At 51.2% G+C, this 15722-nt stretch carries 12 protein-coding genes; 4 read left to right on the forward strand and 8 right to left on the reverse strand.

Annotated elements, in window-relative coordinates; all coding sequences use genetic code 11:
* Positions 1-6: 6 nt before the first annotated feature.
* The 3 genes from ACVB80_RS17025 to ACVB80_RS17035 form a co-directional block, all read right to left on the reverse strand.
* The gene (locus ACVB80_RS17025; protein WP_481082485.1) at positions 7-1728 is read right to left on the reverse strand and encodes an HD domain-containing phosphohydrolase; all 1722 of its coding nucleotides are present in this window, start codon (positions 1726-1728) and stop codon (positions 7-9) included.
* Between the two features lie 195 nt (positions 1729-1923).
* Positions 1924-2826: an AraC family transcriptional regulator gene (locus ACVB80_RS17030; protein WP_481082486.1), complete on the reverse strand. Its 903-nt coding sequence runs from the start codon at positions 2824-2826 to the stop codon at positions 1924-1926.
* Between the two features lie 102 nt (positions 2827-2928).
* Positions 2929-3546 (reverse strand): histidine phosphatase family protein, encoded by a 618-nt coding sequence (locus ACVB80_RS17035; protein WP_481082487.1) that lies wholly within the window; start codon positions 3544-3546, stop codon positions 2929-2931.
* A gap of 215 nt (positions 3547-3761) precedes the next feature.
* On the opposite strand from ACVB80_RS17035, the gene ACVB80_RS17040 reads away from it, so the two are divergent.
* Positions 3762-5021, forward strand: a complete 1260-nt coding sequence (locus ACVB80_RS17040; protein WP_481082488.1) for a hydroxymethylglutaryl-CoA reductase — start codon at positions 3762-3764, stop codon at positions 5019-5021.
* A 15-nt stretch (positions 5022-5036) separates the two neighbouring features.
* On the opposite strand, the gene ACVB80_RS17045 is transcribed toward ACVB80_RS17040, so the two are convergent.
* From ACVB80_RS17045 to narQ, 5 genes are all read right to left on the reverse strand, one after another.
* Positions 5037-5642: a hypothetical protein gene (locus tag ACVB80_RS17045; protein ID WP_481082489.1), complete on the reverse strand. Its 606-nt coding sequence runs from the start codon at positions 5640-5642 to the stop codon at positions 5037-5039.
* A gap of 274 nt (positions 5643-5916) precedes the next feature.
* Entirely contained in the window at positions 5917-8505 is a 2589-nt protein-coding gene (locus ACVB80_RS17050) for a LuxQ periplasmic sensor domain-containing protein (protein ID WP_481082490.1), read from the reverse strand.
* Positions 8506-8510: 5 nt separating this feature from the next.
* On the reverse strand, positions 8511-9614 hold the full coding sequence (locus tag ACVB80_RS17055) for an autoinducer 2-binding periplasmic protein LuxP (protein WP_481082491.1): 1104 nt from the start codon (positions 9612-9614) through the stop codon (positions 8511-8513).
* A gap of 160 nt (positions 9615-9774) precedes the next feature.
* Positions 9775-10410: a response regulator gene (locus tag ACVB80_RS17060; protein WP_481082492.1), complete on the reverse strand. Its 636-nt coding sequence runs from the start codon at positions 10408-10410 to the stop codon at positions 9775-9777.
* Positions 10397-12121, reverse strand: a complete 1725-nt coding sequence (gene narQ, locus ACVB80_RS17065) for a nitrate/nitrite two-component system sensor histidine kinase NarQ (protein WP_481082493.1) — start codon at positions 12119-12121, stop codon at positions 10397-10399. Before narQ ends, ACVB80_RS17060 begins: the two co-directional genes overlap by 14 nt.
* Before the next feature lie 356 nt (positions 12122-12477).
* On the opposite strand from narQ, the gene napF reads away from it, so the two are divergent.
* The 3 genes from napF to napA are packed head-to-tail and all read left to right on the forward strand — an operon-like array spanning position 12478 to position 15720.
* A complete protein-coding gene (napF, locus tag ACVB80_RS17070; RefSeq protein WP_481082494.1) occupies positions 12478-12975 on the forward strand; it encodes a ferredoxin-type protein NapF in 498 nt (165 codons plus the stop codon).
* Positions 12972-13223 (forward strand): chaperone NapD, encoded by a 252-nt coding sequence (locus ACVB80_RS17075; RefSeq protein ID WP_481082495.1) that lies wholly within the window; start codon positions 12972-12974, stop codon positions 13221-13223. Before napF ends, ACVB80_RS17075 begins: the two co-directional genes overlap by 4 nt.
* A gap of 10 nt (positions 13224-13233) precedes the next feature.
* The gene (gene napA, locus ACVB80_RS17080; RefSeq protein WP_481082496.1) at positions 13234-15720 is read left to right on the forward strand and encodes a nitrate reductase catalytic subunit NapA; all 2487 of its coding nucleotides are present in this window, start codon (positions 13234-13236) and stop codon (positions 15718-15720) included.
* Positions 15721-15722: the final 2 nt, after the last annotated feature.

Below are 15722 nucleotides of genomic sequence, written 5' to 3' on the forward strand. Positions count from 1 at the left end.
TGTACCTCAGCGATCCGGATACTGGTGCCGGATCGCGAGAAACTCATCCATATTATCCAGCAACAGCTCGGTCAACGCCGGGTCGAACTGCCCCCCGGCGCCTTTAAAGAAGTATTCGGTGACGGCACGTACAGACCACGCCGCCTTGTAACAACGCTCACTCAGCAATGCATCAAACACATCGGCAATCGCGGTAATGCGGGCAAACACATGAATATCGGTCGCACCGAGTCCCATCGGGTAGCCGGTACCGTCCCAATGCTCATGGTGCTGATGCGCCACGATCGCTGCCAGGCGAAACAGCTCGCCTTTGCTACTGCTAAGCAGGTTATGCCCCTCCGTAGTGTGCTGTTTCATTACCGCCCACTCCTTTTCAGTGAGCTTACCCGGTTTTTCCAGTATTGATTCTGAAATCGAAATCTTACCCACATCGTGCATCGGACTGATGATTTCGAGCATTTCCACTTCACGATGACTCAGGCCATGCAACTGTGCCAGACGCGCCGAGATCCGCGCGACCCGTTTAACATGATTGCCGGTTTCACCGGAGCGGCTTTCTATTGCCTCACCCAGCAGCAAAATCATCTCTTTTTGTACATTCAGGGTGCGCCTTTGAAGCAAATAGATCCTGCGGTTATTTCTGGCAATGGTACGTTTATGCCGCAGCAGTGCCCATTGAGCGAGGATCACCACCAGCAGGAAAGCGATAATCACTGCTGATATAACAATAATCCGCCAGTGCTTTTCCCAGAGACTCATTGGCCGGTCAACGATCAGTGCATCCGCCGGGAGCAGCCTGCGGGAGATATCATGCCGCTGCATGGCCGGCCAGGAAAAAACCGGGCGATAGCTGCTGGTATACTCCGGCTCGTGAACCATATTAAGGTCCAGCAACTCATCAAGTGCATACACCGCAGTACGTCCAAGCTGCTCAGAGTGGTTCACTACCCCGCCAAGCACCCCATAGCGGATATAAAACTGCCACATCACAAACACAGGCGCAGAACTGGCGCTGCCGATCTCATACGAAACTTCCTGATAGGAGTGATATATCCCTTCAGTTACCTCAGTGTTGAAATGGCTGAGCAGAACCGCGTCATCCGGTGAAATCCCGGCAACGAACTCTGACGCCTGAGCAAGAGAAAGGTCATCTACAACCACCAGTTCTGCGTGGCTGATGGCGCTGCGCCTGAGAATTTTTCGCACCTGAAGGGCGACATAATGCGCCGTGTGAGACTTATCGGTCAGAAAATAGAGCCTGTTCAGCCCCGGTCTCACCAGGCCAATAAGATTGAGGTTTTCGAGTGTTTTATCTGCGGAGTAGTAAATCCGGTTATGAGGAAACTCTTCTTTTAAGGTAAGCCTGCCACTGTTGATCCCGACCGCCACTACCGGCGTTTCCGGGCCCACCAGATACGCAAGGCGTTTTAACATGATAAGCGCATTGTCGTCAGTAATGATCACTGCATCAAAGGGGTAATCACGATACTTCTCCGTAAAATACGCTTCGAACTGCTTAAGATATTCCGCTTCAGAGCGGCGTTTACTGTCAAGATACTCAATGGAGAGCTTGGTCTGTACCTGCGCATCTGCCAGCGCGTTGTCGATACCACGCTGAAGATCACGGGTCCACTGATAAGAGGGTTCATAAGAATGAAGAACCAGAACATTATGTATGGTCATTTCTGCGCGGCAGGCAAACGCCATCAGCACCAGCGCGATGAACACGCCAGAGCGCCTTACTGACCGAAGAAATGAAACCACTGCACTGCCCACAACTATCGCTTAATAAGAACCCAGGTACTTATAGCGTAGCACAGGCGGTGCTTCAGTCCGGCCGTTATAAATTAATTTATCAACAAAGGTTGTAATGGACAGCCAATGTCCGGCGTACGATTTAAGGTACGCCGAACCTCCTTTAAATCAAGATTTTACCGCAGTACAGAAACTCACATCTGCCACTTCGGTCTGCGGATCGTAACTGTGATACAACTCGAAACATGGTCGTTCATCACACTCCATTCCTGACTCTGTCAGCTGTTTCATCAGATCATCCCAGGCCATACCATACTGACTTTTCTCTTTAATTGTCTGACGCAGCGTACCATAGCGGCCACCAGCGAAGTCCTGCTTCTCAATACCCGCTGGCAGTTCTGTTTCTGATGGAACCATCAGACAGATATCGGTACGGCATTTATCCGCCGGGGTGATCTCAGGATTATCATGGTAAATAAAGATACAGGTATTTTCCGCATATCCGGCAGGACCAGCCCAGCCCCACAGCTTCTCACAGGCCTGCTCGTAGTTTTCACCATAGGGACCGGTCACGCGAATGTAAGCCAGTGTTGCCGAGTCAAAGTTTTCAGTTTTCATCTTGGTTCTCCCTGTTAAGTACTGGTGCTCAGTATAGGAAGCCGATGGTTCAGAAGCGTTTCCCTGCTTGCGGTTTGCGTGTCCTATCTTGCTGCTTTTAGCCAGGCTCGTGAACGCATCCATACTGATACATTCCCGAAACGCGCTGGGTGCAACACCAAAATGACTGCGAAATGCTTTCGCAAGGCTCTGAGAGCTGGAAAAACCGTAATCGAGCGCAACTGCGGTGACAGAATTTTTCTTATAAAACAAGTCCCCTGCCGCAGCCTGTAAACGCAACCGTCGTAAAAATTCGGCCAACGTCTCCCCCTGCACCGCTTTAAACGTACGGTGAAAGTGATAAGGCGACAGATTAGCCAGCTCCGCGACTTTGGTCAGGTTAAGCGGCTCGTTAAAGTTTTTTTCAAGGTAGCGGATCACCGGGCGTAACCGCAACTGATAGTCTGTTCTCATGGGCTTCTCTCATTAATGCCCACATAGCATAGCGCACAACTGTATAAACATACAGTTGTGCGGCAAAATTTGAGATCCAGTGCGAAATTTATAAAGTCAGAGTCAACTCAGGGTTGGCAGCATCTGGTCACAAACCTTGGAAACCCAGAAATCTTCACCGTCTTTTACATGAATCACCGAATGGGCAAGATTATCTGCCATCGGCTCGTGCCAGATATCATCCGGACCACCACCAAGTAGTTTGTTAAGCAGGGTTTTGATAAACGCAGCGTGAGACACCACCAGAATAGTTTTACCTTTGTGGTCTTCTGCCACACGCTTCAGGGCTTCATATCCGCGATGAGCGACGTCCGCAAAGCTTTCACCACTGGGGTTATTAAACTGGCTCGGTGCGTGCCAGAAGTTGTCAAACTGCTGTGGATGCTGCGCCTGCACTTCCTCAAAAATCCTCCCTTCCCACTCACCAAGAAAGATCTCTTTCAGACCATCGTCAGTAAACACCGGGATCTCTGCGCCATTCATCAGCAGGTCGGCGGTATGAACAGCACGTCCACTGGGAGATGTCACCACGACATCAAAGCGCACGCCACGTATTTTCTCACGCGCTTCAATTGCCTGAGCAATCCCAAGTTCCGTCAGCGGCGCATTTTCGTGCCCCTGTATTCTGCCTTCGAGGTTAGCCTCGGTCTGCCCATGGCGAAACAAATGGATTTCTGTCACCGTGTACCTCCTTTAAATCACGTTGTATTATGGGCCGGTGTATCAAAAACCACAAAACGTACAACAGGATATATGGCCAGGTTGAATAGTGGTTCACACTATTGGCACATCCGTGCGCCGGATTAACAGTTTTGTTGTAAACAACTTTGTCCCCTGCTTGTTTTCTGCTAGCAGCCAGCTAAAATTTGCCTCCCCGGATAAAAATGCAGAATGATATGCCTAAACTGAACCTGAGCGCGGATCCGCACCACCCAACGCTGAGCTGTGAGAAGTCAAGCAGCACGCTGGCCGAAGCCATCGGCCCCAAACACCAGCCTGTGGATACCCCGATGCCACGCTCGCCTTTCCTGCGCGACAAGACTGTTCAAAAACGCTGGGAAGCACTGGATAACCCGGCAGCGCAGCATATCCTGCTCGACCAGACTACTCAGGAAAGCATGGCGGCTTATGCCAAAAACATCGAACACTTCATTGGCACGGTGAAACTGCCAGTTGGTATCGCCGGTCCCCTGCGGGTGAACGGCCTGTTTGCCAGTGGCGACTACGCTATTCCCCTGGCGACTACCGAAGCTGCGCTGGTTGCTTCCTATGACAGGGGGTCAAAACTGATCACCGCTGCAGGCGGCGCGTCCGCTCTTTTGATCAACGAAGGTGTAACCCGTACACCGGGTTTTGCCTTTGAAGGTCTGGCTCAGGCCGGTCAGTTTGTCGCCTGGGTCACCACCCAGTACGACGTCTTTCGCGAAATCGCCGAATCGACGACCTCTCACGGAAAACTTAAAGACATCAACGTCAATATTGAAGGCAACCAGGTCTACCTGGTCTTTGAATTCCTGACCGGTGATGCTTCCGGTCAGAACATGGTGACCATTTCTACCAACTCGGTAATGGAATACATCATGACCCATACCCCTGTGATGCCGGTATATGCCTGCCTGGACGGTAATCTCTCCGGAGACAAGAAAGCTAACGCTTACACCATGCGCCACGTAAGGGGTAAAAAGGTATCAGCAGAAGTGCGCCTGTCACGCGAGCTGGTTGCCCGGTATCTGCATACCACACCAGAGCAAATGGAACGCTTTGGCCGCATGACCACCACCGGAGCCCTGCTGAGTGGCTCTATTGGGGTGAACGCTCATTACGCCAATGCCCTTGCGGCACTATACATTGCCTGCGGTCAGGACGCGGCCTGTGTGGCCGAGTCTGCTACGGGCATGACGCGGATGGAGGTCACTGACAATGGCGACCTGTACACCTGCGTGACCCTGCCAAACCTGATGGTAGGTACGGTTGGTGGCGGTACCGGACTACCAAGCCAGAGAGCCTGTCTGGATCTGATGGGACTTTCCGGCAGCGGAAACGCAAAAGCGCTGGCAGAGGTCTGCGCAGCGCTTTGTCTTGCGGGGGAACTGTCTATTGTCGGCGCATTCAGTGCCGGTCATTTCTCCCGGGCACACCATAAGCTGGCCCGCTGACCCAGTCAAATAACACTACTGCTGCAGCGATGAGTGATAGAAGCCCAGCGCTTTCCGGTTCACAATCGCTGCAGAGCCAATGATCAGCACCACGATCAATGGCCATTCAAGCACCATCACCATCGCCTGTACTCCACTGTTGCTCTCCGGCGCAATCACCACAAACAGCAGTGCCTTAAGGGTAAAGGCTACCACCCACAGCAGATTGATCTGTTGCCACATCCGCTGATAATCGTCCTGATAGCTCTCACGCAGGGCTTCAAAGTGAGGGTTCATTGCCTCTCCAATCAACATGGGAACAGGCTTACCCATCAGGGAAAATACTGTCAGCAAGAGTGCGGCCAGGCACGAGCTTACGATACACACAGTGGCCGGCTGAGTCAGCACTTCCGCCAGTGGAGAGAACTCCAGCACCAGCCATTCAATACTGGCAAGCAGCGAAAAAAACAACGGAATAAACGCACGACGGTAGTACGCCAAAACAGCCAGGGCGTACGAAAGCGTCACAACCATGGTTGTGAACAGAGAGCTGAATGTGGATGCAATAAAAAACAGTGCCATAGGTAGCACCAGCATGATCAGCATATCCCGATCACACAAATCGCGAGCAAACTGCCGCATAGTCACCTTCCTTATCTGACGTATACAGCGCCACCCCGTGACCAGGCAGTGCTGTCGGAGCTTTCACACGATAAGCAAGTAGTGTTTTATAGTGGTTCTTAACCGTGATCTGAGTACTTCACGAAGTGCTGCCGGGCATAATGCCTGCCCCCGGCTAATGACTCCAGTCTCAATGAAAGCGTATTTATATGAATCATAGCGTACATCAAATTAATCATCGAACAAAATTTGATTAATCCAGCGGCTATTTTTCGTACAAATCTCCGGACGCAGATCACTCTGCGTCAGCCCTCACATCAACAAAACGGCGTTTAAAGAAAGAAAGTGCCTCCTGCAACGGACGCTCTTTAATTGGTTTGACAATAATGTAGTTGGCACCGGCGCTGATAAACGCCTGCTGAGTCGACTCATAAGCATCAGCAGTACAGGCAAAGACCGGCGTATCCAGCTGCATCTCCTGACGGATATAGCGGGTCGCTTCTACCCCATCCATGCCAGGCATCTGATTGTCCATCAAGATAAGATCAAAACGTTTTTCAGCCAGAATTTTCAGCGCTGACACCCCATCCTGCGCCCATTCAGTTTCCATACCGAACTTCTCACAGAAGGCTTTGGCGATAAACGCATTGCTCTTGTTGTCTTCTACCAGCAATACCCGTGGCGGAATATCAAACATGTCAAAGTTAACCGCTGGCGCAATCACTTCCTGACGTACTTCCGGCACCACGGTAACCAGGTTCACCGGCAGACTGACGTAAAAAGTACTGCCTTCTCCCAGCTCACTTTTCACCCCAATTCGGCCACCCAACATATCAAGCAGATTCTTCACAATGCTCAGGCCCAGACCACTGCCGCCATACTCACGGGTTGTGGAGCGTTCGGCCTGAGTGAAAGGTTCGAACATATTGCCCAGATTACTTTCCGCAATACCAATACCGGTATCACTGACCTCAATGTTCAGATTCGCGCGGCCGGCATCAATGGTTTCCAGATCAAAACGGGCGGAAACACTGCCTTCGGACGTAAATTTGATCGCGTTACTGAGCAGATTAAACACAATCTGATTCAGCCTGACCTGGTCTGTGCTGATGATCACCTCATCCCCAACCGGGCTCTCTACCGTCAGGCTCAGGCCTTTGTCGTGACACATAGGCCGGTAAATGCTTTCCAGAGGTTTGATGAAATCTCCAAACTGAAAATCACTGAACTCAAGGCTCAGCTTGCCCTGTTCGATCTTTGAAAAATCAAGAATATCATTCAGGACAGCCAGCAAATGCTCACCACTACGATAGAGAATATCCACCTGATCACGGTTTTCTTCTTTCTCCAGTGAGTGTTTCAGCAACTGGCTGACCCCAAGAATCCCGTTTAGTGGTGTGCGGATCTCATGGCTCATTTTCGCCAGGAAGTCTGCGCGCGCCATCGCGGCACTTTCCGCTTCAATACGGGCAAGATTACTCTGTTTTTCTGCTTCAATAAGCGCGGTAATATCCTGGCCCTGACCAATAATGGCGCCAATGCCGTCATCGAGCTTGATCGGCGAAAGGTTCCAGCGGAAGATCTTGTTATCAATAGGAACGTTCACCCCCATCAGAGTTTCGCCCTTCATCACCATCCGGATATAGAAGGCTATCTTGCTCTGAAAGACGGAAAATGATTCGTTCTGCTTAACCGAACCGAAAACCCTGAGCACCCGCTCAGCCGCCGGGTTCATCTGCACAACGCCACCATCGGTGTCCCAGACGATAATCGGTGACAGGGAGAAGCTGAACAGATCCTGGAATGACTTCTCTTTTTCACGTAGTTGCATGAAAGTCTCTTCCAGTTTGTGGCCCAGCGAATCAAATTCTTCAATACTGGAGCCTTCAAACCGGCGCTGTTCACCATCTTCTTCACTGACACTCATGGCATAACTCATCAGCACTTCAAGCTGATTGGTCAGAATACGGCGGATAACATGGCGGAAAAACAGCGCCATCAGGATGACCACCGCGACAGAAGCAATCAGCCCCATGCGATAGGTTTTTTCCAGCGCTACAATGTTGGAGTTATTCTGGATAGTCACCACATTCAGCGGCAGCGGCGTATCTGCCACCACCAGTTCGGTCTGCTGAAGCAGGTAACGGGAGTAAGAGGTCGGCTCAGGGCCGAGCAGATCCAGCATATCAATAAAACGCGGATCATCCGGTGCCAGTGAAGACGCCACCACACTGTCACCGGACATGATGATGGCCCCTTCACTGTCAGCAGCACCTTTAAGCTGCTCAATAAAAGTAAAGTTGTTGTTCAGTACCAGCGCGATATAGAGCTGACCAATCACCTGGCCGTTGTCAGGAACAATAATGGGCGAACGCCTTACCAGCATGTGTCGCTCACCCATCACGGTTGGCACTTTAATAAAGCTCCAGCCCGGTCGGGAAAGCAGCTGCTCAGCCAGTTCTTCAAGCAGATCATCACCAATGCCGTAAAAATAGCTGTTACCGTCATTCCAGCCGAGGGCGGAACCACTGCCGGAGGTGATAAAGCGAAAATCCGGCGTATTAAGCGGATCACTCTGCTCTACATCGAGAAAAAAGAAATCGAGATCGCGGTTACGTTTAGCCAGAAACAACTTTTGCAGCGTCAGGCTCAGCGTAGTGCTGTCCTGATGGCTCTGCATGGTCACCAGTTTAAAATCAAATACGCTCTGCAGCAGGGTCGAAGTTTGAGACGAGGTGCGCTGCACCTCCTGCTTAATGATATTCGAGGAGATCTGATAAGTCTGGATCACCACACCAAACATAACGATGGCGAAAATCGTGATCACAATCCGGACCAGAACACTGGCCAGAGTGCGTTTATTCTTAACTGGCTTTACATCCATATCGCTTATTGATCCGAGTAACGGAAAGCTCTCAGTTTTAGCTTCTCAATTTTTTCCGCGGAATCCTGACTGGTGACCACTTCAAAGTCACCAGAATACACCGTCGGGACAGGCTTCTGTTCAAGGTCGCGCTTAATGGCCTCAGCCATGGCAACACCGGTATCATCATTCATGCGCATCACGGTGACATCCAGTTTGCCCTGCTCCAGTGCTTCAAGCTCTGCGCTGCCTCCACCCCAGCCGTTAATCACGATGTCCTGACGTTTTAACCGCTCAAGTGCGTCTGCTGCACCCAGTGCCACATCGGTCGAACAGGCGTAGATAAACTCAATGTCATCCTGACCCTGCAGGATAGACATGGCCGATTCAAACCCACTCTCGCGAGTTGCCCGGGTATAGAAAGAAGAAACCATCTTATAAGGGCGGCCAGTGCCGCGCATCTCTTCGATAAAAGTGCCACCACGGGCGTCACTGACATACCCGGGAGAGAAGTATAGCATTGAATAATCTGCACCTTCCGGGAAAGTGTTACCGAAATATTCTGCCAGCGCCCGGCTGCCGGTCGGGTGGTCAAAACCCACATACAGGAAAGGCTGCTTATCAGCCCAGGCTTTCACCGGGGTGGTGATGTTTTGCAGGATCAGCCGCGTGTCCGGATTATTGAGCACGTGTTCAATAAACTTTCGGTGCCTTGTGGTATCGAGTGTGAAAATCAGATAGCCACTCTTGTCCTGTAAAGCCTTCATCAGTGACAGGCTCTGCTGACGCGTATCCAGATTTGGTCTGGTGAACACCTGGTTCATCTCATACTTAATCCCCAGCTCTTCCATCCGGCTGGTGAAGGCGCTGATGTTACGCCGCCAGTAATCTGATACCTGCTCGCCCGGATAGACGACCGATATCCTTACCGGCTCTTTTTGCTTTACAGAAAGAGGCTGCGCTGGCTGACGGACGGCCTCCCCTAATTCTGCAGTCAGTGCCTGCTGCTCAGGAAAAGCAGACAGAAACTCATTATACTCCCAAAAACTGTCGAGCGAGCGACCAGCGAACGAGCTACATGCAACAACCGATGTTGTAACTCCCAGCAATATTTTTATTTGCCATTTCATAGTTATACCTTATGTCAGGTCGCGTGGAGTTAAATATAATTTAGTTAATACAGAATTTGTACATCAAATGCGTTTCTGAGGGCTAAGTGCTTAACCTTAATACAAATCCATTCAGTAATTGTGGCACACGAGACAGAAAGCACCGCATTTTATAAACAACTTATTTTATATCCGCTCCATAATGCTCGAAATAGAGAATCGTCGCCGCCGTTCGTGAAGGCACGCTGAGCTTTTTGAGCAAGCTCTTCATGTGCACTTTTACTGTCGATTCGGAGATAAACAGTCTTTCCGCAATCTGCCGGTTTCGAAAGCCTTTTGCCACTTCCCCCAAGATCTGCATTTCCCTTTCGGTGAGCAGCTCTGTGAGCGATGGTTTTTCTATCCGCTCAGCCAGATACTGCTCAACCAGTTGGCTGTAGCTCTTGCTGCCGGTCATCGCCTGACGGATAAGCTCAATCAGTTCATCCGGCTCGCTGTCTTTCAGCAGGTAACCATCTGCCCCCGCGCGCACTAATGCCTCAATATCGGCCGGGTTATCCGATACAGTCAGAATAACGATGATGGCTTCCACACCCTCATTTCGCAGGGCGTTCAGGGTATCGAGCCCGGACATACCCTTCATGTTCAGGTCAAGCAGGATCAAATCCGGCTCATGCTCTGCTGCAAGCGCAAGAGCATCCAGGCCATTACTTGCCTCAGTAATCACTTCAAAATCCGGCTCATAATTGAGTAACTGAGTGATCCCCCGTCGCATCAGGGGGTGGTCATCAACAATCAGTACCTTATTGGGTGTCATTTTCTGCCTCATGGTCATTTTCAAAGCTCAGGCTGACTGTACAGCCTTTGCCGGGAGCACTGTCAATGGTCAGCTCCCCTCTTAATCTTGATGCCCGCTCATGCATTATGCTGAGCCCATAGTGATCGCGTTTTTGAACGCTCATATCAAATCCGTCACCATCATCCGTGATGCTCACCTTAATCGTGTCACCAGCACTGGAGCAACTCACAGTGATCAGGTCTGCCTGTGCATGCTTAACCGCATTAAGAACTGCTTCACGGATTAGCTGTAAAAGATGTACCTGCCGGTTAGCGCGCAGGTAAATCGAAGACAGCTGATTATCTACGCTAAGTTCAGCGCCTGTTTGTTCGCGTAGTGGCGCAATCATCTGTACCAGTGCTTCACCAAAATCCGCTTCCTTAACCGACATACGGAAAGTGCCCAACAACTCACGAAGCTGACGGTAGGCGTTTCGGATCCCATCATCAATTTCTCCAATCGCCTCAGTGGCCTCCCGGCACCTGTCTACCTGGCAATCGCCACCCACCTGCCTTTTAAGCAGCGCAACCTGAATTTTCAGATAAGAGAGCGACTGAGCAATCGAGTCATGAAGTTCACGGGCAATCGTCGCCCGCTCCTCCATCAGAAGCAGTTGTTCACTCTGCTTTTGCGCCCGGTTGTAATAAATACCCCGCGCCAGGATCCGTGCGACGTTGTCGATCAGCGCCTGATCAGGACACGGCAGGCGGGCCTGCCATTTCAGGGTGCCCAGCGACTCACCATCCAGATTGAGCGAAGTAGAATGCCATTCACTCCCCTCAGGTGTCCCTTCCCGAAATTCCAGCGCCGCCGGGCTGCCTTCTTCAATGACCAAACGCGCAGCCCGAATGCCTTCAAGCCGGACCAGATAGCCCAGCATGGTCTGAAAGTGTTCGGCAGAAAGATAGCTGACACTGAGTTGCTGAGAGCAGTCGTACAAAACCTTCAGTGATTCATTGGCGTGTCTCAGGCGGTGTGTTTTCTCGCTTACGCGCTGCTCCAGCCCCCGGTAGAGCTTACCCAGCTCTGCCGTCATGGTATTAAAGGTTGCCGCCAGACTGGTCAGTTCATTGTCTCCACTGACATCGATTTCGATATTAAAGTTCTGCTTTTGGATCTCTTCACTGGCGCGGCCAAACAGGCTCAGGGGTAACACGATCTCTTTGCGCACATAGTGAACCACAAACAGCGCCGTCAGCAGGATTCCACCAAGTCCCAGCCCCGCTACCCAACCAAGCACGATCAACTTTCGCTCAGAGTGACGTTGTAACTCAAAAACAAACTGGTCTATCTGTTCAACAAAGTCCGCCACCTGCATCACGTAATCGGTTCGGTTCTCACCGCGCAGCAGCACGTCCAGTTCCTCCCAGCGGGAAATCAGACTGGCGTAATGCTGCTGAATATCGGACGGTACAATCCAGTGAACCAGCGCCTGCATAGATGGCGAGTACAAAGACTGTTCAAACTGGTCAAGGTGCAAATGATAAAGAGGAGATGCCTGCTGAATATCGTAAGCAAGCCGGTAACTCTGCATCCGCATCGAACCGGATACATTCACCGCCTCCGCATCATTAAGGCTCGACGAAAGGGTAAAAAGGGCAAAACCGGTCGTCATCACCGACAGCAGCAGGATCAGCAGCAGCGCACGGGCAATGGTTGTTGTTACCGGACGGCCAGGAGAATAAGCCAAATGAAAACCCTCTTAAAAAACTTAACCTTAGCTTAGACCCAACCACTAACCCTGTCTGTGATCGGGTTTAATTTGTGTGAGCTGGCTGATAGTAGCGGCCTGGGATGTTACCCACTCCTTACGCCGGGCGCTTCCCCGGCACCAGCCACCGGTTTTTCATAGTGTGAAGAATGTCATAAACAATTATTGATCTGTGTCAATTCGTGCATCTGTTTACCTCTTTGGTGGTATTTCACAAATACCACCAAAATCCCAGACTTAGCATATTAACAAAAATATCTAATTATTAATGGTCTATGCTGATTTATGAGCAATAACTCTTATCTGGACTATTGTTGAATGAGTTGGGAAGTAATTTGACAGACATCGCCCGCCGCCAGCTGTTTCGACGCGCTTCTGTTGCAAAACCCAAGCCTGTGCAAAGGATGCCCTGGCTTATCGGCGAGGAACTGTTCACTGATCAGTGCACTCGTTGCGGAAAATGCAAGGAAGTATGTGAGACTGCCATCATCGTAAAAGGAGATGGCGGCTTTCCTGTTGTCGATTTTGCACTGGGAGAATGCACCTTTTGCGGAAAGTGCGCCGATATCTGCCCGGAACCACTGTTTCATCCGCGGGACACCAGACCCTGGCAACAGGTAGCGATAATTGATGAGACCTGCCTGGCACTCAAAGGAATCGAATGCCGCAGCTGTGGCGATATGTGTGAAGACCAGGCGATCTCATTCAGGCTGACACCTGGTGGTATCGCCAAACCAAACCTCAACGCCTCCGGTTGCAGTGGATGCGGTGCCTGCATCAGCCCCTGCCCGGTAAATGCCATAAACATCGAACTAACAGGAAGCAGCGAATGACCTACCACGTAAGCAGTCTGGCAGTGCACGCCGCAGCAGATCAGCTGGAGAAAGTAAAAGCCACCATAGAGCAAATGGAAGGTGCCGAAGTCCCAGGCGTAAACGAAGTCGGCAAACTAGTCGTCGTTATTGAGGGCGACAGCCGAACCTACCTGGCAGACATGTTTGAAGAGATTAAACAAATCCCGGGAGTGCTTGCAGCAACCCTGGTATTCCATCAAATGGACGAGCAAGCAGAGCTTGACTGAGGAAGCAATAATGAGTGTCAGCAGACGAACGTTCTTAAAAGCAAATGCAGCAGTTGCAGCGGCATCGGTAGCGGGTGTTACGCTTCCGGCGTCTGTTGCCCGGGCTGCAGGTAAGGATAACAGTGTTCACTGGGACAAAGCCCCCTGCCGCTTCTGCGGTACCGGCTGTAGTGTTCTGGTCGGAACGCAAAATGGCCGCGTGGTCGCCTCTCAGGGCGACCCTGATGCGCCGGTAAACCGCGGTCTTAACTGTATCAAAGGTTATTTCCTGCCTAAGATCATGTACGGACAGGATCGCCTTACTCAGCCTCTGCTGCGTAAGACTGACGGCGTTTATGATAAAAACGGCGAGTTTACCCCGGTCAGCTGGGATGAAGCCTTTGATGTGATGGCAGACAAATTCAAGGCCGCACTGAAAGAGAAAGGCCCGACTTCTGTGGGTATGTTTGGCTCAGGCCAGTGGACCGTTTGGGAAGGTTACGCAGCAGCAAAACTGTACAAAGCGGGCTTCCGTTCAAACAACATCGACCCTAACGCACGTCACTGTATGGCGTCTGCCGTTGTTGGCTTTGGCCGTACCTTTGGTATGGATGAACCAATGGGTTGTTATGATGACCTCGAGCACGCAGATGCATTCGTGCTGTGGGGCTCAAACATGGCAGAGATGCACCCTATTCTATGGTCACGCCTGACTGACCGCCGCCTGTCTGAGAAACATGTTCGTGTTGCCGTTCTCTCCACTTTTGAACACCGTTCTTATGAGCTGGCCGATAACGCTATCATCTTTACCCCACAGACCGATCTGGCCATTCTTAACTATATTGCTCACTACATCATCTCGAACAATAAAGTCGACAAAGACTTTATGGCTAAACACGTCAATATACGTGAAGGTGAGACGGATATCGGCTATGGCCTGCGCCCGGAACATCCGCTGGAAAAAGCAGCCAAAAACCCTGGCAGCAAGAAGTCCAAGCCGATGACCTTTGAAGCGTACGCCAAGTACGTTTCGAAATACGATGCGAAGTATGTGTCAGAGCTCTCTGGCGTGCCAATCGATCAGCTGGAGCAGTTGGCCGAAATGTATGCAGATCCGAAAGTAAAAGTCGTCTCCTACTGGACCATGGGCTTTAACCAGCATACCCGTGGCGTATGGGCCAACAACCTTGTTTACAACATCCACCTGCTGACCGGTAAGATCTCCAAACCGGGCAATGGTCCGTTCTCCCTGACCGGCCAGCCATCAGCCTGTGGTACTGCGCGTGAAGTGGGTACCTTTGCTCACCGACTGCCAGCCGACATGGTGGTAATGAATCCAAAACACCGCGAGATGTGTGAAACCAAATGGAATATTCCGGCTGGTACCATTCCGCCAAAACCGGGTTATCACGCCGTTCTTCAGGACCGTATGCTGAAAGACCGTAAGCTGAACGCCTACTGGGTTCAGTGTAACAACAACATGCAGGCCGGCCCGAACATCAACGAAGAACGCTATCCGGGCTACCGCGATCCGGCAAACTTCATCGTCGTTTCAGACCCTTACCCAACCGTCACAGCCATGGCTGCAGACCTTATTCTGCCTACTGCGATGTGGGTAGAAAAAGAAGGTGCTTATGGTAACGCCGAGCGCCGCACCCAGTTCTGGTACCAGCAAGTGAAAGCGCCAGGCGAAGCAAAATCTGACCTTTGGCAGCTGATGGAGTTCTCCAAACGCTTCAAAGTGGAAGAAGTATGGCCACAGGAGCTGATTGACAAGAAACCTGAACTCGCAGGCAAGACCCTGTTCGAAGTGCTTTACGCTAACGGCAACGTTGACAAGTACAAACTGAGCGAAATCCCGGATGACCGCCTCAACGATGAATCACGTGACTTCGGCTTCTACGTTCAAAAAGGTCTGTTTGAGGAGTATGCCTACTTTGGACGCGGACACGCACACGACCTTGCTCCATTTGAAATGTACCACCAGTCCCGCGGTCTGCGCTGGCCTGTGGTAGATGGCAAGGAAACTCTGTGGCGTTACTCAGAAGGCTATGACCCGTATGTAAATAAAGGTGAGAACTTCTCTTTCTATGGCAAGAAAGATAAGAAAGCCGTGATCTTTGCCCTGCCGTATGAGCCACCAGCGGAATCACCAGACAGCGAGTACGACCTGTGGTTCTGTACCGGCCGTGTACTGGAACACTGGCATACCGGTTCGATGACGCGCCGTGTACCCGAGCTTTATCGTGCGTACCCTGACTCGGTGGTGTACATGCACCCGCTCGACGCCAAGAAACGTGGACTTCGCCGCGGTGATGCGATCAAAGTCGCTTCGCGCCGTGGTGAGATCACCAGTCACGTTGAAACCCGCGGACGGAATAAGGTCCCTCAGGGACTGGTATTTATGCCGTTCTTTGATGCAGGGCAACTGACCAACAAACTGACACTCGATGCAACGGACCCTCTGTCAAAAGAGACCGACTTTAAGAAGTGTGCAGTTAAAGTCATGAAAGCCTGATA

The sequence above is a fragment of the Vibrio sp. 9-16B-A1 genome, assembly GCF_056726165.1.

What these genes read in the sequence shown, in the direction of transcription:
- ACVB80_RS17030 (WP_481082486.1), bottom strand. Translation starts at nt 2,826, where the DNA reads ATGAGAACAGACTATCAGTTGCGGTTACGCCCGGTGATCCGCTACCTT.
- ACVB80_RS17040 (WP_481082488.1), top strand. Translation starts at nt 3,762, where the DNA reads ATGCCTAAACTGAACCTGAGCGCGGATCCGCACCACCCAACGCTGAGC.
- ACVB80_RS17045 (WP_481082489.1), bottom strand. Translation starts at nt 5,642, where the DNA reads ATGCGGCAGTTTGCTCGCGATTTGTGTGATCGGGATATGCTGATCATG.
- ACVB80_RS17050 (WP_481082490.1), bottom strand. Translation starts at nt 8,505, where the DNA reads ATGGATGTAAAGCCAGTTAAGAATAAACGCACTCTGGCCAGTGTTCTG.
- ACVB80_RS17055 (WP_481082491.1), bottom strand. Translation starts at nt 9,614, where the DNA reads ATGAAATGGCAAATAAAAATATTGCTGGGAGTTACAACATCGGTTGTT.
- ACVB80_RS17060 (WP_481082492.1), bottom strand. Translation starts at nt 10,410, where the DNA reads ATGACACCCAATAAGGTACTGATTGTTGATGACCACCCCCTGATGCGA.
- ACVB80_RS17075 (WP_481082495.1), top strand. Translation starts at nt 12,972, where the DNA reads ATGACCTACCACGTAAGCAGTCTGGCAGTGCACGCCGCAGCAGATCAG.
- napA (WP_481082496.1), top strand. Translation starts at nt 13,234, where the DNA reads ATGAGTGTCAGCAGACGAACGTTCTTAAAAGCAAATGCAGCAGTTGCA.